Below are 20643 nucleotides of genomic sequence, written 5' to 3' on the forward strand. Positions count from 1 at the left end.
GCTCATTGCCCGTAATAACAGAGGAATTTTTATGTCGCTACCACGTTATAAAATTACCATGCTAGCTCTTTCACTTGGCGTTGCATCTGCAATCGTGGGCTGTAGCAGTAATCCAAAAAAAGAAGTGGTCGATACAGGTCCGCAATCTAGCGAACAAGTTTATATTCAAAAAGCAGAACGAGCACTGGAACGCGGGCAATATACCGATGCTATCCAGCATCTTGAAGCATTAGAAACCTATTATCCTACCGGTGAATATGCCCAGCAGGCACAACTTGAGCTGCTGTATGCAAAATTCCAGCAAAAAGATTATGAAGGTGCAGTCGCACTGGCCGACCGTTTTATCCGGATGAACCCGCAGCATCCAAATGCTGACTATGCCTACTATGTGCGCGGCGTGGCCAATATGGAACAGAACTATGATGGTTTAATCCGTTATACCTCGTTAAAACAGGCGCATCGTGATGTCAGCTATTTAAAAGTGGCTTATCAGAACTTTGTCGATTTCATTCGCCGTTATCCATCAAGCACCTATGCTGTGGATGCTGCACAACGTATGCAGTTTATCGGGCAAGAGCTGGCAGAAGCGGAAATGAATGCGGCACGTTTTAATATTAAACGTAAGGCCTGGGTCGCCGCGGTGGAACGTTCACTCTGGGTAATCGAACATTATCCGCAAACCCCACAGATTCCGGAAGCAATTGCCACCGCAGCCTATGGTTATACCCAACTGGGTGACCGTGCCACTGCACAACAGTATATTGACCTGTTAAAACTGAACTATCCAAATCTGGTTAAAGCCGAGGGCTCTGTAAACCTGCGTGCTGCACGGAATGAAGGTAGCTGGCTAAACCGTGCGACTTTGGGTATTTTTGGTCGTGAAGCACAGGCCACCACCGAACAGCAGCAAAAACTGGCCAACCAGCAGGAAGAACCACGTAGCTGGACCAACCGTTTAAGTTTTGGTTTGCTGGACCGTCCTGAAAAACAGGAAAACAGTGAAGCGGCCGAGTAAACATAATTAACATCCATGACTGTCTTAAATTTGATTTAAACATTCCATTGGATACGCGGATGTGGCAGGGATGCCACACGTTCCCCATCACAACAAGGATGTTGTGTATGGGGAACAAAGACTTTTGCCTACTTTGGGTCTTTCCAAAGTAGGAAATTCTCCATACAAAGCCCTTAACAGGCCGAATGAAAATAGAGGCCCAACACACTTAAAATAAAATTTTTTTCTTCCCTTTATTGTCCTAACACAAGTACAGCTTTGAAAAATAGCGAGTAAGGATAGAGCTTTTAACCTGTTTTTCAATTTTGCAAAATATAAAGCATACGTTACTATACTTGCCCTTTTATCTTGGCCACTTGCCTGAACACGCAAAACCGGATAGAAAGGAAACAATACACTGTAATCTCTATACCCTGTCGATCTGTTCGACCTACCGCTTAACCGACCCGATAAAAACAGTATGGCTATTCCTCAACACACGATTGATCAGATTCTGGATCGGACCGACATTGTCGATCTGATTGGTCAGCGCGTGAAACTGAAAAAAACCGGGCGGACCTATTCGGGCTGTTGTCCATTTCATCAGGAAAAAACCCCGTCTTTCCACGTTTATCGCGACAAACAGTATTATCACTGCTTTGGCTGTCAGGCCAACGGCAATGCAATTCGCTTTTTAATGGATATCGACAGCCGTAACTTTGTCGATGTCATGAAAGATCTGGCCAGTCAGACCGGTATCGAGCTGCCAAAAGACAATCAGGACAGCAAAAAACTGGTCTATAAACGCGAGGCCAAAAAACCGGAGCCACCGGCCAAAACTGCACCCGCGCCAGCAACACCCACACCGACCGAAACTGATCAAGTCCCTGCTGCACATTTTGATCCTTTTGAGCAGTTCCAGCCAGCAGATGATCCCTTTGCCGGTTTTGAACAGTATCCGGATTTTGATCAGGAGGCGGTGCAGGAAGGCAACCTGTTTGATCTGCTGGAAAATGTGGCACAGTTTTATGAACAGCAGTTACCGCACAGCCAGTCGGCACAGCAATATTTTCGCCAGCGCGGTTTAAGCGCACAGACCATCCAGTTCTGGCGTTTGGGCTATGCACCGGAAGACTGGCAGCATCTGGAAAAAGCCTTTCCGCAAGATATTGAAGGTTTAAAACTGCTGGGGCTGATTCGTACCAGCGATTCCGGCCGTGATTTTGACCTGCTGCGGGACCGGGTGATTTTCCCGATCCGCGATCACAAAGGGCGTGTGGTCGGTTTTGGTGGCCGTGCGCTCAATGACGAGATCAAGCCGAAATATATCAACTCGCCCGATTCGGAAGTCTTCCACAAAAACCAGCTGTTATATGGCCTATACGAAGGCCGCAAACAGAAAGCCCAGGACTGGCTGATGGTGGAAGGCTATATGGATGTGATTGCGCTGCAGCAATATGGCATTTATGGCGCCGTGGCAACGCTGGGGACTGCCAGTAATACCGAACACCTGAATATTCTGTTTAAGCAGAACTCGCGCATTACCATTGCCTTTGATGGTGATGCCGCAGGTCAGAAAGCAGCGCGACGTACGCTGGAAATTGCCCTGCCCCTGCTGAATGATGGCCGTGAACTGAAGTTTTTTGTACTGCCGGATGATCATGACCCAGACTCGCTGATCCGCCGTGAAGGTATTGAAAATTTCCGCCGCCTGCTCGATCAGGCACCGCTACTGTCTGATTTTGTGTTTGCGCATTTAAGTCAAAACCATGATATCAGCAAGCCCGAAGGCAAAAGTCAGGTGATGGGTGAGTTAAAACAGCTGACCGAACTGTTACCGAAAACTGGCTCTTACCGTTATCTGCTGCAACAGTTTTTCCGCGAGAAGCTCGGCTTTAACCGCAAATGGCAGCCACATACCAATAATGATGCCTCACTCAGCTTTAGCACCAAGGTTGATGCCGAAGAATATGTGGTGGCGATTCTGATCAACCATCCGTATTTATATATTCATTTTGAACCGTTACGCGCACTGATTCCGGCCGATCAGTTACTGGCCAAAATCCTGCAAATCTTTAACGGAATTTTTGATGAATTACCGGATGACCCAGAACTGGCCAAATACTATGTGCTAGGCGCCTGTGCGGCTTATCACTACGAATTACAGCGCATTTTACAGCAGGCCAATGTCGGCGATTACACCACTTCGCCGGAGAAAGCCGATAAGCTGGCCGAAGACTTTTCCATTAAACTGCAATACCATTTCTTACAGCAAAAAATCCGCTCGAAGAAATTTAGCAGTATTGAAGAAATGCGTAATCTGAAACATCAGATTTATCAGATTGACAAAAAACGTTCTCTGACCTTACTGGAAGAATAAGCGGCATTAAAACAATGCTAAACCATCACAATGGCTTAGCGTTTAGATTTACGCCGCTTGGCACTGACCTGCTGCAGTTCGCTTTGCAGCATTTCAAAGTATTCCGGATCTTCGGCTTTGGCCGCCTGACGCAGCACAATCGAGGTGGGATGCAGTAATTTCTGGGTCAAACGGTAAGAAAATTCCTGTAACACCTGTGCCGCATTTTCACCTTTGGCAATTCGCGCCATCGCCAGTTGCAGTTCTTCCTGACGTAACGTTTCACCCTGCTCACGATAAGCCTGAATGGTACTGCCGGCACTTTTGACCTTTTGCTGGGTTACCAGTTCGGTCGCCAACTGATTCACCATCACCTCGGCTTCTACCGCGGCCTGACGACGCTGTGCCAGATTCTCATCAATCACGCTTTGCAGGTCATCGACACCGTATAAATACACACCATCTAGTGATTCGACTTTCGGGTCGATATCACGCGGAACAGCCAGATCGACCAGCAACATCTGCTGGTAACGACGCTTTTTCAGCGCGGCTTTGACTTCTTTATAGCCAATCACCTGATGCAGGCTGCCGGTACAGCTGGAGATCACATCGGCGCGATGCAAATGTTCTGCCAGCTGTTCAAATTCAATAATTTCAACTTCTACCCGATGGGCAATTTCCTGGGCCAGATTTTCAGCACGGGCACGGGTGCGGTTGCAGATCATGACCTTGGCCACGCCCATTTCCGCCAGATGTTTGGCCACCAGACTGTTCATTTCACCTGCCGCCACCACCAGCACGGTCAGCTTGTCCGGATGGCTAAACACCTGTAGCGCCAACTGTGCTACTGCATAGCCCATGGACACCGCATGACTGCCGACTGCCGTTTCAGAACGCACCCGTTTGGCCGCATAAAAGGCGTATTCAAAAATATGGTTTAAATCTTGCGAAACCGTGTGGGCATCTTTGGCCAAAGATAAGGCCGATTTGACCTGCCCCAGAATTTGCGGTTCACCGAGCATTAGGGAATCGAGGCCGCTGGCAACGCGCATTAAGTGGGTGACAGCCTGCGCATTTTCATAGCGATAAACGTGATTTTGTAGTTGTTTGACATCCAGACCATTTACCTGGGCGAGCCAGCCCAGCACCGTGTCTGCATGGTCAGACATGGCGTACACTTCAGTTCGGTTACATGTAGAAACCACCACCATGTCATTTAACAGGTGGCTCTGGCTTTGTTCGGCAAGTAATTGAGTTAACTTTTCAGGGTTAAAAGCAATTTGCTCACGCAATTCTACAGAGGCGGTTTGATGGTTGACACCCAATGCAAAGAAAGACATATCAGATCATCATTTCGCTAAATTTATGCTATTGTGCAATAACGGTGTCATAAAAAGCATTACTTGGATCAAGAAAAATTGCGTCAAACAACCAGCCGGCTTAGCGGCGCGACAATTAAGCAATATTCTACCACAATCTTACTCGTGGGTAGCATGGCTTCTAGTGCTCATATTAGAGCATCTGGAGATTTTTTCCATGCACCTACAAATCTGAATGCCATAAAACAAAGCATGGTGGCGGAATTTGCCCTCGCCTCAAATGACGTGGCCACCGCCTTACATAACTATACTGTACTGGCAATTAAAAGTAATTCAACCAGTATTAAACAGCGCGCACTGAATATTGCACTGGAACACAATGACTTAAATGCAGCTTTGGACATTGCCACCCACTGGGTGATTCAGGAACCGGAAGATGTTCCAGCCCTGTTTTATCTGGCGCATATTGCCCTGAAAGCGCATGAATATGACCTGGCCGCTGAAACCCTGGACAAGATTCTGGCCATTGATGCCACTGCCGATTTAGAACAGATTCTGGCCGGTATTGCCCCGGAGTCGCCAGAAGATCGTGAGTTTCTGATTCAGGCACTACGCACCAGCAAAGAAAAAGATAATCCCTCAATTCTGATTCTGATTGCCGGTTTAAAAGCCCAGAATGGCCAGTTAGAAGAAGCGCTGGAAACGGTCAACCGGGTGCTACGCAAACGTCCGAAAGTGACCGGTTATATCCTGCTCAAAGCCAGCCTGCTAAGTGCGCTGCAAGACTCGAAAGCTGCCCAGGAATGGTATGCCAAATCCAGCCGCAAACATAAAAACAATCTGGAAGTACGTCTGGCTGAAGCCAAATATCTGTTAAAAACCAATCAGCCGGAATTGGCCCTGACCAAACTGGAAGCGATGCTGGAAAAATGGCCAAAGGAAGATGAAGCCCTGTTTCTGGCTGGTCTGACCAGTATTGACTTGAAGCAGTATGAAAAGGCCGAGAAATATCTGGTCGAGTTGCGCTATTCCAACCAGTATCAAAATGAAGCCTATTACTATCTGGCGGTCAATGCCGAGCGTAAACAGCATTTTGAAACCGCCAAAGCCTATTACCGTCTGGTCGATGGCAGCCTGTATACCGTTTCGCGGCGCAGCATGATCAATATTTATAGCCAGCAAAGCCGCCAGCATGAAGCCTTACGCTTTTTAACCCAGGAACGGGTCAATTATCCGCAGCATGCCAGTTTTTTATATCAGGCTCAGGCGGAAATTCTAAAGCGCATGAACAACAAGACTGCCGCCTTAAGACTGCTGGATGAAGCCATCCGCAATTTACCCGATGATCCGGAACTGCTGTATTCAGAAGTGTTGCTGCTAGACCCTTATCAGGACAAAGACAAACTGGACCGCTTGCTGAAAAAGCTGTTACAGGTCGAGCCGAACAGTCCGACTTATTTAAATGCCTATGCCTATACCCTGGCGCTGCAAAACCGCCGGCTGGATGAAGCACGCCAGTATGTGGAACAGGCACTGGAATTCGCCCCGGAACAGGCCTCAATTCTGGATACTTTAGGCCTGATCAGCTATCTGCAAAATGATTTTGACACCTCTGCCCAGGTGCTGGAAAAGGCTTTTGCCTTAAGTGCAACAGTCAAAATTGGGGTCCGTTATGCCAAGGCGCTGTATATGCAGGGCAATTTGACAAAATTTAGTCAAGTTTTACAACAACTCCAACAAAAATATCCAAATGATCCGCAATTAGAACAGCTTCATTCGTTATTGTTACCGCAACACAGCCCTCAGAGTTAATACGCATGCAACTTATTTCCAAACTCAGTCTTAGTCTTGTCACGGTCAGCACCCTGGTGCTGGGTGGTTGTCAGCAGTTCACCCAACCGCAAACACCCGCAAGCCCAATGGTTGAGGCAGAAAATCAGTTTCATCTGCAAGGAAAAATCGGGGTACGCACACCACAGCAGTCAGGCAGCGCCTTTTTTAACTGGCTGCAACAGCAGGAACAGTTTGATATTGAACTAAGCGGCATTTTAGGCGTCGGTAAAACACAGATTTCCGGCCAGCCGGGACAAGTCACACTGAATAGCGCCAAAACCGGCACCATTCAGGCAGCAACAGCCGAAGAACTGCTGCAGCGGGCCACCGGCTGGCAAGCGCCAATCAGTCATATCATTGACTGGGTGCAGGCACGTCCGGCCACCACACAGGCCAAAGTCGCTTACGATAGCCAGCGTCGTCCAACCCAGTTTCTAGAAGATGGCTGGACCGTTGATTTAAGCTATAACGAACAGGCGCGTTTGCCAAACCGTTTAATTTTAAAGCAAACATTTGAATCCGGTCAGGAGAACCGTATTACAATGGTGATCCAAAACCGTTAATTTTGTGCTGTCATGATTCGTGTTCCCTCACCTGCCAAACTGAACCTGTTTTTGCATATTACTGGCCGCCGTGAAAATGGCTATCATGAACTGCAAAGCATTTTCCAGCTGATCGATCTCTACGACTGGCTTGAATTTGAGCCATTGGATACAGCCGAGATTCAGATCGACGGTTTAAATTCAGTCGATCTGGAACAGAACCTGATTTATCGGGCGGCGCAGATCTTAAAACCTTTTGCCCAAGCGCCGACCGGTTTAAAAATCCGGCTGGACAAACAGATTCCTATGGGTGCCGGACTTGGTGGTGGCTCATCCAATGCCGCCACCACCCTCATTGTGCTGAACCAACTGTGGCAATGTGGACTCAATTCTGAGCAGCTGGCCGATTTAGGGGTGCAACTGGGCGCCGATGTGCCGATTTTTGTCCATGGCCGCAATGCCTGGGCAGAAGGTATTGGTGAACACTTAACATTCATAGACTTAGAACAAAAACAGTACATAGTGCTAAAACCTGACTGTTTTATCAGCACTCAACTGCTTTTTTCACAAAAAACGTTGACAAGAGATACGAAGCCATCTAAATTTTGCGCCTATCAGTTGAAGCCATCTGATTTCGGAAACAACTTTGAGCCACTGGCCAGAGCCTTATATCCTGAAGTCGATGAAGCCATGCAATATCTGGATCAGTTCGGAGTTGCCAAGCTTACAGGTACAGGTGCCTGTGTTTTTATTGAAGTGACTTCAGAAATGAAGATTGATGAGATTCTGGCTCAGGCACCATGTAAAGCTTACCTGGTCCACAGTTTAGCCGAATCACCATTAATTCATTTCAAAGTTGAATAGGGGTATCGCCAAGTGGTAAGGCAGCGGGTTTTGATCCCGCCATCCGTTGGTTCGAATCCAGCTACCCCTGCCATTTTTCACCTGTAGATGTACTGTATTAGGGGTATCGCCAAGTGGTAAGGCAGCGGGTTTTGATCCCGCCATTCGTTGGTTCGAATCCAGCTACCCCTGCCATCTTACAGTCATCAAATTTAGGGGTATCGCCAAGTGGTAAGGCAGCGGGTTTTGATCCCGCCATTCGTTGGTTCGAATCCAGCTACCCCTGCCATTTTCTCGAAAAAGACAGAGCATTGGTTTGCTGTTCTGCTGTTAATTTACCTTGACATCGACCAGCAAAAATATTAAAGTTCTGCCGCATTAGGGGTATCGCCAAGTGGTAAGGCAGCGGGTTTTGATCCCGCCATTCGTTGGTTCGAATCCAGCTACCCCTGCCATCTATTTCCATACATTCCAACCGCCAAGGGTGCTTCATGCCCAATCTTGTCGTTTTTAGTGGAACTGCGCATCCACAATTCGCCCAAAAAGTCGTAAGCCATCTTCACATTCCTTTAGGTGCTGCCTCAGTCGGTCAGTTTTCTGACGGTGAAATTGCTGTAGAAATTACCGAGAATGTACGTGGTAAAGACGTTTTCATCGTTCAGCCTACTTGTGCCCCAACCAATGATAACCTGATGGAAATCCTGGTGATGGCAGATGCATTGCGTCGTGCAAGTGCTGGCCGTATCACTGCCGTGATTCCTTATTTCGGTTATGCCCGTCAAGATCGTCGTCCTCGTTCAAGCCGTGTGCCAATTACTGCAAAAGTGGTTGCAGATATGTTGACCACTGTCGGTATTGACCGCGTGGTGATGATTGACCTGCACGCTGACCAGATTCAAGGTTTCTTCGATATTCCTGTAGACAACATTTACGGTACGCCAGCGCTGCTTGCTGACTTACGCCAGCAGTCACACGACAACCTGATGGTGGTTTCACCTGACGTGGGTGGTGTCGTACGTGCCCGTGCTGTTGCCAAGCAAATGGGGGATATCGACCTTGCGATCATTGATAAACGTCGTCAAAAAGCCAATGAATCACAAGTGATGCATTTGATTGGTGATGTGAAAGATCGTGACTGCGTCATCGTGGATGACATGGTCGATACCGCAGGTACCCTGTGTAAAGCAGCAGATGCACTCAAAACTTTTGGTGCGCGTAAAGTGGTTGCTTATGCTACTCACCCGGTGCTGTCTGGTAAAGCGATTGAGAACTTAAAGAATTCTGTGATTGATGAACTGGTTGTTACTGACACCATTCCATTATCAGAAGAAGCTCAAAACCTTGGCAAGATTCGTCAGGTTTCAGTCGCAAGCATGGTTGCTGAAACAATTCGTCGTATTAACAACGAAGAATCTATTAGCGCAATGTTCGATTCTTATCTATAATAGTGCGCTAAATTTTCAAAAGCCCTGCTTTATGCAGGGCTTTCTATCACCAGATCGGTCGCAGGTCTGGTTTATTTAACCTGAAATAGGATGTCTATCATGGCAAACTTCGTATTAAACGCTCAAGCGCGTGAAGCAGCTAACCAAGGGAAAGGTGCGAGCCGCCGCCTTCGTCACGCTGCTCAAGTTCCAGCTATCATTTATGGTGGCGACGCTGAGCCAGTAGCAGTAACTTTAGAACTTCGTGAGCTTGTAAAAGCTTTAGAAAGCAATGCTTTCTTTGAAGAAGTTGTAGAAATCAAAGTAGGCGACAAAGTTGAAAACGTGAAAATCCAAGCGTTACAACGTCACCCTGCTAAAAACACACCAATGCACGCTGACTTCAAACGCGCATAAGTGTTAATGGTGTAAATTAGTGTCAAATATTTCACTGATTGTTGGTTTGGGCAACCCAGGTGCTGAGTATGCCCAAACCCGCCATAATGCAGGCTTCTGGTTTGTTGAACGCCTTGCAGATCAATATGGCATCTCTTTAAAAGCTGATCCGAAATTCAAAGGCATCAGCGGTCGCGGTAATATTGAAGGTCAGGACGTTCGTCTGCTATTACCAACAACCTTTATGAACCGTTCCGGTCAAAGTGTTGTGCCCTTCGCCAAATTCTATCAAATCGCACCTGAAGCCATGCTGATTGCCCATGATGAACTGGATATGAATCCGGGGATTATTCGCCTGAAAACTGGCGGCGGTCATGGTGGTCATAATGGTTTACGTGACATCGTTCCACACACCGGTCCAAATTTCCACCGTTTACGCATTGGTATTGGTCATCCGGGGTCTAAAGAACGTGTTTCCGGTCATGTGCTCAGCAAAGCCCCAAGTCAGGAACAAGGCTTGATGGACGATGCCCTCAGCCACGCGCTGTCTCGCATGAAATTACTGGTCAATGGTGAGATTCAGCAAGCCATGAACCAGATTAATGCCTATAAACCCAACGAATAACCTAATAATTGTTGAACAATCCTGCTTGCCATCTGGCAAAATTGGGCGCAAAATGCGCTCGTCGGCTGATTCGGTCGCAGTGATTGATTCAACCATAAGATAAAGATCTTAGGTCCACTAAGGAGACGCTAGCCATGCTATCTCGTTTATTAAAATGCAAAATTCACCGTGCTTTCGTGACACATGCGGAACTTCATTATGAAGGTTCATGTGCAATTGATGGCAAACTTATGGATTTAGCTGGCATTCGCGAATACGAAGAAATTCACGTCTGGAACGTGACCAACGGCAAACGCTTTACCACTTATGCGATTCGTGGTGAAGACAATTCAGGCATCATTTCAGTCAATGGTGGCGCAGCACATCAGGCAGATGTCGGCGATATCATCATTATTGCGACTTTCGGTGATTTCACTGAAGCAGAAGCCAATGCGCATAAACCACGTCTGGTATATGCCAACCCGGACAACACCGTGAGCCACACCGCCAACTGTATTCCGGTACAAGTCGCTTAAGACCTAAGATCATCCTACGAAAAAGCCCGCACATTGCGGGCTTTTTTATAGCATCTAGATCATGGATCATTTAAAACAGATACTGCCCTGCTGTGCTAATCAGACCATATAGCGCAATCAGAATTAAAAGAGCACCGCACAGCGCCAGCACCGACCGATAACCGCGTGATAGCGTTAAACGATAAAAACCCAAATACAACAAGGATAAAGTCAGAAAATCCAGCACAATCCAGCTGGCGGTCAGCAAGATTAAGCTGTCATTAAAATGATTGGTGACCTGAATAAATTGCGGGAAAAAGGCACTAAAAAACAGAATATCTTTCGGATTGGAAATCCCGACCAGAAAACCCTGCCGAAATCCGCCTACAGCGCTGGCCATCTCCAGTTTCGGTCCGGCAATAGCTCTGCTTTCCTTGAGAATGTCCACCCCCAAATAGGCAATATAGACACAGCCCAGCAGCTTAATTAAATCCAGCCAGAAGGCCTGAATATTGAAGATGCCTTTTAAAATCAGCACCGAGCAGGCAATTAACAGCAAAGAAGCTAAATTGGTCCCGACAATGGTCTGAAACGCCCGCCGGTATCCCCCTTTGAGTCCGGCACCAATCACCAGCATCATCACCGGGCCCGGGGTGGCAATCATGATCACCACCGCCAGACAGTACAACAGATATTCAGCCATATTGATCATCTGTGGTACTCCTGCGCTACTCTTGCTTAAACCTTAGGATGAAAAACTAGTCATCCTCTTCCAGACTGACTTTTAATAAATGCTGGCTAATGCCATCGGCACGTAAAAACGCCAGGTCATAACTCGCGGTCGCCAGTGCCAGTACCCGACGCTCAAATTCCTGCCACAGTGGTTTAACCTGCGCGGCCTGAATGCCAAGGCCACTGTCATCGGCCAGATGCTTGTTTTTTTCACATAACTTGAGCGCATGATATAACTTGCGGCCTGCGCTGGCATCAGGACGTAAACGCACCCGCTTCGACAGCACAAAATGCTCTACCTGCGGCAAACGGGAAAATGGCAACATTGGTACCAGAATCTGGTCCAACTGGGCATCCAGACGCTGCCAGACAGCCGTTTGCTGTTCGGAGGTATAGCCATTCCAGCGTATCACTTCATGATTAAAACGACGACAACCACGACACACTGAATCACCAAATACCGTAGAGCAGCGGCCTGCACACGGGGTCAATGAGGCGATTCGACGATCCGTACTCAAAATATACTCCAGAAAAGCGCAGTAATGCCGGCCTGAATGCGGCCGTATTACTTTTGGTAAAATCATAGGCGAGGATAGGCATCATAGCCGACTCTATCGCAGATTTAAAACCATATTTCTGTTCTGGATTTCTCGCTATCTGGGCACTTTCACGCTAAAATATGCCCCTCAAATTTTTTATATCACATTGGAGTACTCCATGAACGCTACTGTAGAACAGCTTGCACCTGTAGAACAGCAAGCGACCTCTGGTTGGGTTGTTGCCGCACTTTATCAATTCAAAGAAGTTCAAGATCCTGCGGATCTACAACAACGTCTTTTAGACTTGGTAAATAGCATCAACCTGTGCGGTACTCTCATTGTGGCGGGTGAAGGGATTAATGGTACGGTGGCGGGCGACCGCGAAGCCATTGATCAGGTACATCAGTTTCTTTTAAACGAAGGCTTTAGCGCGATGGAATATAAAGAGTCGCACAGCGCCGACAAGCCTTTCCGTAAAATGAAAATCAAGCTGAAAAAAGAAATTGTGACTTTGGGTGTAGAGGTCAAACCACGTGATCTGGTCGGCCATTATCTGGACCCGAAAGAATGGAACGAACTGATTGCACGTGATGACGTAATTTTAATTGATACCCGCAATGACTATGAATACAAGGCCGGGACTTTTAAAGGCGCGATTGATCCACAAACTGAAACCTTCCGTGAATTTCCAGACTATGTGAAAAAAGAACTGGAACAGCACAAAGACAAGAAAATTGCCATGTTCTGTACCGGTGGGATTCGCTGTGAAAAATCCACTTCGTTATTGCTACAAGAAGGCTTCCAGGAAGTTTATCATCTGAAAGGCGGTATTTTGAAATACCTCGAAGAAACCCCGGCAGAAGAAAGCCTGTGGGAAGGTGAATGTTTCGTATTTGATGGTCGTACTGCGGTTACGCATGGTGTGGAAGAAGGTCAAAATACCAAGTGTCATGCCTGTGGTTGGCCTTTACTGCCAGAAGAAGTGGCAGAACCAAGCTATGAACACGGCGTATCTTGTAAATACTGTATTGATAAAACCACAGAAAAACAGAAAGCCGGCTTCCGTATGCGTCAATCTCAGATTGCAGCGGCAAAACGCAAACGTCTGTAATAATGTAAACCAGTACAAATAATTTTACAAAAAGCCCTATTTATAGGGCTTTTTTTACGTCTATTCACATACCAGAATCAATTCAATACCAAAGCACCCTCTGGTACTAACAGAAGCCAATCATGCTTAGGCTAAACTCCAAATCACAACAAAAACAATGCAGTTTTATTTTGACGTACAGATTCTCACCCATGGACAAGGATTGACTTATGCAAAGAACGATAACAACACGCTATAAACACCAATTCCGTACTGCCTTACTGCAACGAGCGCATCAGCAGCAAGATCTGCAATTGCACCACCTGAAACAGCAGCTTGAACAGCGTTCACACTTGTTTATTGTGGGGTTTGGCACCGTGCTCGGCGCGATTCTGGCAATGTTTATTGCCTATCACCTTTCCAATATCTGGAGTGGTTACCTGATTGTCGCTGTCTTGCCGCTGCTGGTGGCGTATGGGCTTCGAAAAGTCTATGTGCACACCCTGTCGCATACCGCTGAGGAAGATTTTTAGTTACGTTTCAGCTCTTTACTGAAAAACCAATCCTCTTTAGCATGAAGGTCTAATTTTTAGGCCTTCTTGACTTTATGAACCTGACCGAATGGATTATTTCCATTATGGAACAGCTGGGCTACTTCGGTATTGCCCTGCTTATGTTTCTGGACAACGTATTCCCCCCTATTCCTTCCGAAATTATTATGCCTTCTGCTGGTTATTCGGCCTCACAAGGTGAATTACTGTTTGTTGGTGTCGTGGTTGCCGGCTGTTTCGGTTCGCTACTGGCCGCGGCCTTGCTGTACTTGGTCGGCTATAAATTCGAACATGATGCGATTTTCCGCTTTGTCGACCGCTACGGAAAATACCTGTTCCTAAAATCGGCCGATGTCAAAAAATCACTGGACTGGTTCGAGCAGTATGGGCATCGCATTGTCTTTGCCGGACGCATGATTCCGGCGGTACGCTCTTTAATTAGTATTCCCGCCGGCATGAGCCGGATGCCCTTCTGGAAATTCATGTTCTACAGCAGCCTCGGCACCATCATCTGGACCACTTTTCTGGCTGCGGTGGGGTTTTATTTTGGCGAAAATCAGGCGCTGATGCAGAAAATTTTTAGCCAGGTCGGCTATGTCATTATTGCAATTGTGATTGCGATTATCGGCTGGATTCTATACCGTAGGTATATGCGTAAACGCGCTTCGTGATGTGCATTGGCCGAGCTACAGGCCAAACTTGGGGATTCAATGAAACACTATTTGCTGCATTTGGCTGCGGTCTACAGCATTGCGCTGGTCCTGCTGACCATGGTTCTAGTTTATGGTTTAAATCTTGGGGTATTAACCCTTTTTCCAACACTGGTGGTGGTCGCGCTGATCAATGCCAAACATTTTGTAAAACGTGAAAAACGCCTGCCGACCTCAGATGAAAGAATTCAGCTGATTTGGGGCAGCAGTGCCGTGACCATCATCATTGGCAGCCTGTTTATCTTTTTTATGGTGCTGATGAACCCCTATGCAGAGCAGATTATTCAATCGGCTGAGAAAATGGGACTGGCCCTCATGGCAGTGTTGATGCTATGTATGGTCGCCATCCATGGTGCGGTATTTTATGCCGCCTACGTCTGGTATGCCGCTTATTGCGCCAAACAGTAATAGTTAGTCGATTTTCAGACACTGTTAAATCAAATTATCCTGAAGTAAATTCTTTCGTGCAGATGGGTGACTTCCGGACAGCGCATCTGCATAGAAAATTTAACCGTATGTAAGTAAGCCCTGCTTTTCGTCACCAGAAACCGACATAAGTTATTTATCTTAACGTGAAAGGTGCAATTCTCCTGCCCGCGCTAGGTGCTGTCTGATCTAAGTTAAACCTCAAGAGATCCGCTTGATCTTAATTTTTTGATTCATTTTACTTAGATCATCATCAGACCCAAGAGGATGCAGACATGACGAATCCAGAAATAGAAACCCAGCGCCAGCAGGAACAAAAACGCGAACAGGTCAAACAGCTGCCAAAACAGCAGCAGCAACAGCTGAATGCCAACCCGAAAACCGGTGAAACCGGCACCCATCCGGTAGGCACCGGTGTCGGTGCGGTCGGCGGTGCAGCTACAGGTGCCGCAGTCGGGGCCACCACCGGCCCGATTGGCGCAGTGGTCGGAGGTACCATTGGTGCCGTGGTGGGCGGTCTGGTTGGTAAAACCGCTGCAGAAGCCGAAAACCCGACCGAAGGTGATGAAGATATTTACTGGCGTGAACACAGCCAGAGCCAGCCTTACTATACCAGCCTGCAAAACACACATCCGGACTTAAGCTATGAGCGCGATTATCAGGCCGCCTATCGGGTCGGTTATGCCCAGCGCTCACGCTATGAACCGGGTACACGCTTTGAAGATGTAGAACCCGATTTACGCAGCGAATGGGAGTCCACCAAAGGCGATACCCGTTTGGCCTGGGAAGATGCCAAACATGCGGTGCGTGATGCCTGGAACCGTATGACCCGCTAATGTAATCCGGCTATAAAAAAACACCTCCGAGGAGGTGTTTTTTTATTTATTCGGTTTGCATCAGTTTGGAGTGTGATACATCAAATACAGTTCATTAAGGTTGTCCGGAATTTCTTCCGCCAGCTCATCCATTAACTGACCATTACGACGGAAGCTTTCCATTTGCGGGTCTTCTTCATCAATGCCGCTAAACACCATGATTGGTAAAGTCAGATCTACCAGCTGTTCTTCAAATTCTGGCGTGAACCAGGCTTCTTCATTCAGGAACATGGCATCCACAAAGCCCACACTCCAGTCGCCCAAGCTCGATTCTACATCTGCTTCTTCAATTTCGAATGGAAATTCGATGCCTTCTTCATTGGCCAGGTTTTGACGAATGGATTCGAGCCAGGTTTTCACCTGCGCTACGATTTCTGCCGGCACTTTTTTCTGGTTGCCTTCAAATAGTTCATCCAGCCATTGGTCAAATTGCGGGCCGACTGCAATGGCACACAAAAAACCATGAGTGGCAGCAAAATCTAGACCGTATTCGTTCTGGTCACCATCTAGATATTCACTCAACAGGTCTAAATCTAAAGCACTCATCTTAAATCCAAAAATCGTCTATACAAGGTATAGCATAGCATTTTCCGAAGACTTTACTGAACCCAAATTTCAGTCATCTTCGTCGTCAAAATCATCTTCGTCGAAGTCATAATCAAAATCCTTGAGATCACGCTCCAGTCGACGCTGTGCCAGCAGATCATCAATCAGGCGACGTTTTTCTAACGATTCTTTCGCACTGATTTTACCTGCCGCTTCATCGAAGCTGACATCATCATCACCGTAGTTATCATCTAGTTCAAAATCTGTTGAAGACACTAAAACTACCTCAGAATGAAAAAATGTGAATGGGTTTAGCCGCTATTTATCTGCCTTTGAAAAAGTTGTCAAGTTTTATTTATATTTTTTGTTTTTCCCGACTATTTTTGGCTTGTATTTCGCGCTAAAATTTGTGTATTTATGAAGACCTTATCTGAATAAGTATAGTTTAAAGCATATGACAAGAATATTTCGCGGACAAAACGGATGCCAGACTTGAAAACCGGGCAAGATGCCCCATATTCCTATTCAGTTTTGCTTTCAAACATTTTTATAAAATCATGCTTGATTGATCAAATCAGAAACTTTTACAGCAAATTGTGCTATCATGCACGGTTTTTCACTGCCACAGATTCAACGAAGAGTAAGCAAAGATGAGCGATATGACTTCCCCTACTTCGCAAGTAGCGGCTCTGATTAGCCGAGGCAAAGAGCAAGGTTACCTAACTTATGCCGAGGTTAACGATCATCTCCCAGACTCAATCACGGAAAGCGAACAGATTGAAGACATCATCCAGATGCTTCAGGACGTGGGCATTCCTGTGCATGAACGTGCACCTGAATCTGATGATGCGATGTTCGAAGACACCACAGAAGCTGCAGATGAAGTCGCTGAAGAAGAAGCAGCGGCAGTACTGGCTTCTGTAGAAAATGAGCCTGGCCGTACCACGGACCCTGTGCGTATGTATATGCGTGAAATGGGGACCGTTGAGCTGTTAACGCGAGAAGGCGAAATTAGTATCGCGAAACGTATTGAAGAAGGCATCCGTGATGTGCTGCATTCAATTGCGTACTGGCCAAATGCCGTTGAAGTGGTTCTACAAGAATACAAAGATTATGAAAATGGCGAACGCCGCCTGGCCGATCTGCTTTCAGGTTACTTAGATCCTGAAACCGATGAAGAAATTCCGGAAGTGCTGGAAGATGAAGCCGTGCTCGACGATGAAGAAGAATCGAGCAGCAAGAGCACCAAAACCAAAGATGTCAAACTTGATGACGACGATGAAGAAGAAGAGTCAGAATCGGATGATGATTCTGAAGCGGATTCTGGTCCGGACCCTGAAATTGCCAAAGTACGTTTTGCCGAGCTGACTGAAGCCTGGAAAAACACCAAAGACGTCATTACAAAGCATGGCCGTAACAGCAAAGAAGCGGAAGCTGCGTTACAGGCTCTGGCCAGCGTGTTCATGATGTTCAAATTTGCGCCGCGCCTGTTTGATATTATTTCAGAAATGATTCGTGGCACGCATGACCAGATTCGTGCAGCAGAACGTGAAGTAATGCGTTATGCAGTACGTCGTGGCCGTATGGACCGTACCCAGTTCCGTACGACTTTCCCGGGTCAGGAATCTAATCCGGCATGGTTAGACGAACAGATTGCCAAAGCTCCTGCAGAGATGAAAGGCTACCTGGAAAAAGTGCGTCCTGACGTACTGGCCTTCCAGCAAAAAATTGCCGACATCGAAAAAGAGTTGGGTCTGAATGTTAAAGACATTAAAGACATTGCCAAACGTATGGCGGTGGGTGAAGCCAAAGCACGTCGCGCCAAGAAAGAAATGGTCGAAGCCAACTTGCGTCTGGTGATCTCGATTGCCAAGAAATACACCAACCGCGGCTTGCAGTTCCTGGATCTGATTCAGGAAGGTAACATCGGTCTGATGAAAGCGGTAGACAAGTTTGAATACCGTCGTGGTTACAAGTTCTCGACTTATGCGACTTGGTGGATTCGTCAGGCGATCACACGTTCGATTGCCGATCAGGCACGTACCATCCGTATTCCGGTACACATGATTGAAACCATTAACAAGATTAACCGTGTTTCTCGTCAGTTGCTGCAGGAAATGGGCCGCGAACCGACACCGGAAGAACTCGGTGAACGTCTGGAAATGGACGAAGTGAAGGTACGTAAAGTCCTGAAAATTGCCAAAGAACCGATTTCCATGGAAACACCAATTGGTGATGATGAAGATTCGCATTTGGGTGACTTCATTGAAGACAGTAACATCACCTCTCCGGTCGATGCAGCGACTTCAGAAGGCTTAAAAGAAGCAACACGCGAAGTGCTGGAAAACCTGACTGAACGTGAAGCCAAAGTCCTGAAAATGCGTTTTGGTATTGATATGCCAACCGATCATACTCTGGAAGAAGTCGGTAAGCAGTTTGATGTGACCCGTGAACGGATCCGTCAGATTGAAGCCAAAGCCTTACGTAAATTACGTCACCCTTCCCGCTCTGAACACCTGCGTTCATTCCTGGAAAACGACTAAGTCAGCAGCGGCTTGAATTGGGATCAATCCATCCCCATTTAAGTAGCAATGCCAAAACGCCTGCGCCTTGCAGGCGTTTTTCAATCTTTTGAGGTAATTATGATTGACCGCACCCCCTCTCGTGAATTACAAGAGCATCTTTGGGTTTTTCCGATGGATTACCCGATTAAACTGATTGGTCTGGCCGGTGCAGAGCTGCGTCAAGCGGTGAACGATATTTTCGTGAAACACTTCCCAGACTTTGATGGCGACAAAATGACCGTGACCCCGTCGCGTACCGGTAAATACCACTCGATTACCGCACAGCTGCGTTTCGAGGAGCTGGAACAGGTGCATGCGGTCTATGCCGATTTAGCTGCCTGCCCGCTGATTAAAACCGCGCTTTAAGTTTCAAAAAAACACGCTTCATGCGTGTTTTTTTATGGCGTGCCGTGCAAGCGCAGTAATTTAAAGCAGGCACACTCCTATTCCTATTCTGAATCATTATAATTCACATCAGCAGATTTCATTTTTAAGGACGCAGCCTGTGACCGATGTGCTTCAAAAACCGACCCTCATTATCCGTCAGTATTCGCAATTAACACCGTATCAAGACCGCTTTTTAGAGATGAAGCAGTTGACTGAACAGCGTGATGCCAATACCCCCGATGAGCTCTGGATTTTGCAGCATCATGAGGTGCTGACCCAAGGTCAGGCCGGCAAGGCAGAACATATTCTGATTCCCAGCCATATTCCGGTGGTACAAACCGACCGTGGTGGACAGGTGACCTGGCATGGTCCGGGCCAGCTGGTGGCGTATTTCCTGTTTGACCTGAACCGTTTGGGCTGGAATGTCCGCACGCTGGTATCGTATGCCGAAAACCTGATGATTGCGCTGCTCAAAAAATATGGCATTGAAGCTTATGCCAAAGCAGATGCGCCGGGTGTATATGTCGCGGAGCGTAAAATTGGCTCATTGGGCTTTAAAATCCGCAAAGGCCGTAGTTACCATGGCTTGGCGCTGAATATTGACTGCGATTTAAGCGGTTTTCAAACCATTAACCCCTGTGGGTATGCCGGTCTGGAAATGGTGCGCATTCAGGATTTAGTCCCAGACTATCCATCGTTTGAAACTTTATGCCGAGATATCATTGAAACTTTAGAGCACAGTGGTTACTTTAGTGAGGTTCAAACCATTCAAGCCTAAATGACTTTACTTTTGAATAAGAAATAAATTAGAGTATTTACTCTAAACCCAATAATAGATGTTAACAAAGGGACTCAGCGAGTGATTTCAAGCAAAACCGTGAAGCCCGCTTTGCAACAGGCCTATGTCAAACTCATGATGGATGTGATTGGCAGAGGTCTGGTGATGGCAAGCCAGGTCGATCAAGAAATAAAACAGGAAGTTGCAAAGTTTCCCGCAAATTTTATCCTGTCCATGAAAGTGTTTCCCAATGGACCTGCGTTCATTGCCCGGGTGACTGAAGATCATCAGCTCGAACTGCTGCCTGAACTGGATGGCAAACCCGATCTGGTCATTACCTTCAAGCATCTGACCCATGCCTTTTTGGTGTTCTCGTTTCAGGAAAGTACGGCACAGGCCTTTGCCCATGACCGCATGATTGCCGATGGTGACCTGTCTTATGCCATTCGTCTGGTGCGTTGCCTGAACAAAATGGAAGCCCTGATTTTGCCTAAACTGCTGGCAGAGCTGGCCGTCAAACAATACCCATCCGAACTTAACTTAAAAGAAAAACTCAGCGGAGCTGCCCATATTTACCTGAAAGTGGCTCAGTCCTATTTCCAACGGAGTGCATAAC

Annotated in this window: 23 protein-coding genes and 4 tRNA genes; 22 read left to right on the forward strand and 5 right to left on the reverse strand. The window is 47.0% G+C overall.

The window, feature by feature from the left end; genetic code table 11:
• The first annotated feature begins 31 nt into the window (after nucleotides 1-31).
• Both FTU86_RS04685 and FTU86_RS04690 read left to right on the forward strand, forming a co-directional pair.
• On the forward strand, nucleotides 32-1015 hold the full coding sequence (locus tag FTU86_RS04685) for an outer membrane protein assembly factor BamD (protein ID WP_160241539.1): 984 nt from the start codon (nucleotides 32-34) through the stop codon (nucleotides 1013-1015).
• A 460-nt stretch (nucleotides 1016-1475) separates the two neighbouring features.
• Nucleotides 1476-3374 carry a DNA primase gene (locus FTU86_RS04690; protein WP_160241540.1) on the forward strand — a complete coding sequence of 633 codons (1899 nt, stop codon included), beginning with the start codon at nucleotides 1476-1478 and terminating at the stop codon, nucleotides 3372-3374.
• 35 nt (nucleotides 3375-3409) lie between these two features.
• Here the strand turns inward: FTU86_RS04690 and hemA are convergent, their stop codons facing one another.
• Nucleotides 3410-4693 carry a glutamyl-tRNA reductase gene (gene hemA, locus FTU86_RS04695; protein WP_016659909.1) on the reverse strand — a complete coding sequence of 428 codons (1284 nt, stop codon included), beginning with the start codon at nucleotides 4691-4693 and terminating at the stop codon, nucleotides 3410-3412.
• A gap of 78 nt (nucleotides 4694-4771) precedes the next feature.
• Between hemA and FTU86_RS04700 the strand changes: the two genes are divergently transcribed.
• The 11 genes from FTU86_RS04700 to panD all read left to right on the forward strand — a co-directional run bounded on the left by FTU86_RS04700 (nucleotide 4772) and on the right by panD (nucleotide 10850).
• Entirely contained in the window at nucleotides 4772-6484 is a 1713-nt protein-coding gene (locus tag FTU86_RS04700) for a tetratricopeptide repeat protein (RefSeq protein WP_035363052.1), read from the forward strand.
• 5 nt (nucleotides 6485-6489) lie between these two features.
• Nucleotides 6490-7068: a lipoprotein insertase outer membrane protein LolB gene (gene lolB / locus FTU86_RS04705; protein WP_016659907.1), complete on the forward strand. Its 579-nt coding sequence runs from the start codon at nucleotides 6490-6492 to the stop codon at nucleotides 7066-7068.
• Nucleotides 7069-7080: 12 nt separating this feature from the next.
• Complete coding sequence (gene ispE, locus FTU86_RS04710; protein ID WP_005176175.1) at nucleotides 7081-7911, forward strand: 4-(cytidine 5'-diphospho)-2-C-methyl-D-erythritol kinase; 831 nt, start codon at nucleotides 7081-7083, stop codon at nucleotides 7909-7911.
• Nucleotides 7910-7984: transfer RNA gene (locus FTU86_RS04715), tRNA-Gln, on the forward strand. The genes ispE and FTU86_RS04715 overlap by 2 nt, the downstream gene beginning before the upstream one ends.
• A gap of 26 nt (nucleotides 7985-8010) precedes the next feature.
• Nucleotides 8011-8085, forward strand: a tRNA-Gln gene (locus tag FTU86_RS04720).
• Between the two features lie 19 nt (nucleotides 8086-8104).
• Nucleotides 8105-8179, forward strand: a tRNA-Gln gene (locus tag FTU86_RS04725).
• Between the two features lie 91 nt (nucleotides 8180-8270).
• Nucleotides 8271-8345, forward strand: a tRNA-Gln gene (locus FTU86_RS04730).
• Nucleotides 8346-8381: 36 nt separating this feature from the next.
• Nucleotides 8382-9335 (forward strand): ribose-phosphate pyrophosphokinase, encoded by a 954-nt coding sequence (locus tag FTU86_RS04735; protein WP_005176171.1) that lies wholly within the window; start codon nucleotides 8382-8384, stop codon nucleotides 9333-9335.
• 99 nt (nucleotides 9336-9434) lie between these two features.
• Nucleotides 9435-9731 (forward strand): 50S ribosomal protein L25, encoded by a 297-nt coding sequence (rplY, locus tag FTU86_RS04740; RefSeq protein ID WP_005176167.1) that lies wholly within the window; start codon nucleotides 9435-9437, stop codon nucleotides 9729-9731.
• A gap of 19 nt (nucleotides 9732-9750) precedes the next feature.
• A complete protein-coding gene (pth, locus tag FTU86_RS04745; protein ID WP_016659905.1) occupies nucleotides 9751-10335 on the forward strand; it encodes an aminoacyl-tRNA hydrolase in 585 nt (194 codons plus the stop codon).
• Between the two features lie 134 nt (nucleotides 10336-10469).
• A complete protein-coding gene (gene panD, locus FTU86_RS04750) occupies nucleotides 10470-10850 on the forward strand; it encodes an aspartate 1-decarboxylase (RefSeq protein WP_075167216.1) in 381 nt (126 codons plus the stop codon).
• Between the two features lie 70 nt (nucleotides 10851-10920).
• Here panD and FTU86_RS04755 read toward each other — a convergent pair whose 3' ends face one another.
• Together FTU86_RS04755 and FTU86_RS04760 are read right to left on the reverse strand one after the other, a co-directional pair.
• Nucleotides 10921-11538: a LysE family translocator gene (locus FTU86_RS04755; protein ID WP_171261342.1), complete on the reverse strand. Its 618-nt coding sequence runs from the start codon at nucleotides 11536-11538 to the stop codon at nucleotides 10921-10923.
• A gap of 49 nt (nucleotides 11539-11587) precedes the next feature.
• Entirely contained in the window at nucleotides 11588-12079 is a 492-nt protein-coding gene (locus tag FTU86_RS04760) for a DUF1289 domain-containing protein (RefSeq protein WP_160241541.1), read from the reverse strand.
• A gap of 199 nt (nucleotides 12080-12278) precedes the next feature.
• Here FTU86_RS04760 and FTU86_RS04765 point away from each other — a divergent pair, with 199 nt between their 5' ends.
• The 5 genes from FTU86_RS04765 to FTU86_RS04785 all read left to right on the forward strand — a co-directional run bounded on the left by FTU86_RS04765 (nucleotide 12279) and on the right by FTU86_RS04785 (nucleotide 15713).
• Entirely contained in the window at nucleotides 12279-13211 is a 933-nt protein-coding gene (locus tag FTU86_RS04765) for a rhodanese-related sulfurtransferase (RefSeq protein WP_005176153.1), read from the forward strand.
• Nucleotides 13212-13420: 209 nt separating this feature from the next.
• Entirely contained in the window at nucleotides 13421-13723 is a 303-nt protein-coding gene (locus FTU86_RS04770) for a hypothetical protein (protein WP_005176151.1), read from the forward strand.
• Between the two features lie 74 nt (nucleotides 13724-13797).
• Nucleotides 13798-14412, forward strand: coding sequence for a DedA family protein (locus tag FTU86_RS04775; protein ID WP_160241542.1), 615 nt, complete (start codon nucleotides 13798-13800; stop codon nucleotides 14410-14412).
• 39 nt (nucleotides 14413-14451) lie between these two features.
• Entirely contained in the window at nucleotides 14452-14859 is a 408-nt protein-coding gene (locus FTU86_RS04780; RefSeq protein WP_160241543.1) for an ABZJ_00895 family protein, read from the forward strand.
• A 293-nt stretch (nucleotides 14860-15152) separates the two neighbouring features.
• Nucleotides 15153-15713, forward strand: coding sequence for a glycine zipper domain-containing protein (locus FTU86_RS04785; protein ID WP_016659900.1), 561 nt, complete (start codon nucleotides 15153-15155; stop codon nucleotides 15711-15713).
• Between the two features lie 60 nt (nucleotides 15714-15773).
• Here the strand turns inward: FTU86_RS04785 and FTU86_RS04790 are convergent, their stop codons facing one another.
• Together FTU86_RS04790 and FTU86_RS04795 are read right to left on the reverse strand one after the other, a co-directional pair.
• Nucleotides 15774-16298, reverse strand: coding sequence for a YecA family protein (locus tag FTU86_RS04790; RefSeq protein ID WP_005176137.1), 525 nt, complete (start codon nucleotides 16296-16298; stop codon nucleotides 15774-15776).
• A 69-nt stretch (nucleotides 16299-16367) separates the two neighbouring features.
• A complete protein-coding gene (locus FTU86_RS04795; protein WP_005176134.1) occupies nucleotides 16368-16574 on the reverse strand; it encodes a PA3496 family putative envelope integrity protein in 207 nt (68 codons plus the stop codon).
• A gap of 374 nt (nucleotides 16575-16948) precedes the next feature.
• On the opposite strand from FTU86_RS04795, the gene rpoD reads away from it, so the two are divergent.
• From rpoD to FTU86_RS04815, 4 genes are all read left to right on the forward strand, one after another.
• Complete coding sequence (rpoD, locus tag FTU86_RS04800) at nucleotides 16949-18841, forward strand: RNA polymerase sigma factor RpoD (protein WP_180036413.1); 1893 nt, start codon at nucleotides 16949-16951, stop codon at nucleotides 18839-18841.
• A gap of 99 nt (nucleotides 18842-18940) precedes the next feature.
• The gene (locus FTU86_RS04805; protein WP_005176130.1) at nucleotides 18941-19228 is read left to right on the forward strand and encodes a YbeD family protein; all 288 of its coding nucleotides are present in this window, start codon (nucleotides 18941-18943) and stop codon (nucleotides 19226-19228) included.
• Between the two features lie 139 nt (nucleotides 19229-19367).
• On the forward strand, nucleotides 19368-20027 hold the full coding sequence (gene lipB / locus FTU86_RS04810) for a lipoyl(octanoyl) transferase LipB (RefSeq protein ID WP_180036412.1): 660 nt from the start codon (nucleotides 19368-19370) through the stop codon (nucleotides 20025-20027).
• A gap of 81 nt (nucleotides 20028-20108) precedes the next feature.
• Nucleotides 20109-20642, forward strand: coding sequence for a hypothetical protein (locus FTU86_RS04815; RefSeq protein WP_160241544.1), 534 nt, complete (start codon nucleotides 20109-20111; stop codon nucleotides 20640-20642).
• The last annotated feature ends 1 nt before the right edge of the window (nucleotide 20643 follow it).

Source organism: Acinetobacter sp. YH12155 (assembly GCF_013418255.1).
Classification (GTDB): domain Bacteria; phylum Pseudomonadota; class Gammaproteobacteria; order Pseudomonadales; family Moraxellaceae; genus Acinetobacter; species Acinetobacter indicus.

Coding starts and splice junctions, on each gene's coding strand:
- FTU86_RS04805 (WP_005176130.1), top strand. CDS start 18,941: ATGATTGACCGCACCCCCTCTCGTGAATTACAAGAGCATCTTTGGGTT.
- FTU86_RS04790 (WP_005176137.1), bottom strand. CDS start 16,298: ATGAGTGCTTTAGATTTAGACCTGTTGAGTGAATATCTAGATGGTGAC.
- FTU86_RS04785 (WP_016659900.1), top strand. CDS start 15,153: ATGACGAATCCAGAAATAGAAACCCAGCGCCAGCAGGAACAAAAACGC.
- ispE (WP_005176175.1), top strand. CDS start 7,081: ATGATTCGTGTTCCCTCACCTGCCAAACTGAACCTGTTTTTGCATATT.
- FTU86_RS04685 (WP_160241539.1), top strand. CDS start 32: ATGTCGCTACCACGTTATAAAATTACCATGCTAGCTCTTTCACTTGGC.
- FTU86_RS04770 (WP_005176151.1), top strand. CDS start 13,421: ATGCAAAGAACGATAACAACACGCTATAAACACCAATTCCGTACTGCC.
- panD (WP_075167216.1), top strand. CDS start 10,470: ATGCTATCTCGTTTATTAAAATGCAAAATTCACCGTGCTTTCGTGACA.
- FTU86_RS04690 (WP_160241540.1), top strand. CDS start 1,476: ATGGCTATTCCTCAACACACGATTGATCAGATTCTGGATCGGACCGAC.
- FTU86_RS04775 (WP_160241542.1), top strand. CDS start 13,798: ATGAACCTGACCGAATGGATTATTTCCATTATGGAACAGCTGGGCTAC.
- lolB (WP_016659907.1), top strand. CDS start 6,490: ATGCAACTTATTTCCAAACTCAGTCTTAGTCTTGTCACGGTCAGCACC.
- FTU86_RS04765 (WP_005176153.1), top strand. CDS start 12,279: ATGAACGCTACTGTAGAACAGCTTGCACCTGTAGAACAGCAAGCGACC.
- rpoD (WP_180036413.1), top strand. CDS start 16,949: ATGAGCGATATGACTTCCCCTACTTCGCAAGTAGCGGCTCTGATTAGC.
- rplY (WP_005176167.1), top strand. CDS start 9,435: ATGGCAAACTTCGTATTAAACGCTCAAGCGCGTGAAGCAGCTAACCAA.
- FTU86_RS04780 (WP_160241543.1), top strand. CDS start 14,452: ATGAAACACTATTTGCTGCATTTGGCTGCGGTCTACAGCATTGCGCTG.
- hemA (WP_016659909.1), bottom strand. CDS start 4,693: ATGTCTTTCTTTGCATTGGGTGTCAACCATCAAACCGCCTCTGTAGAA.
- FTU86_RS04735 (WP_005176171.1), top strand. CDS start 8,382: ATGCCCAATCTTGTCGTTTTTAGTGGAACTGCGCATCCACAATTCGCC.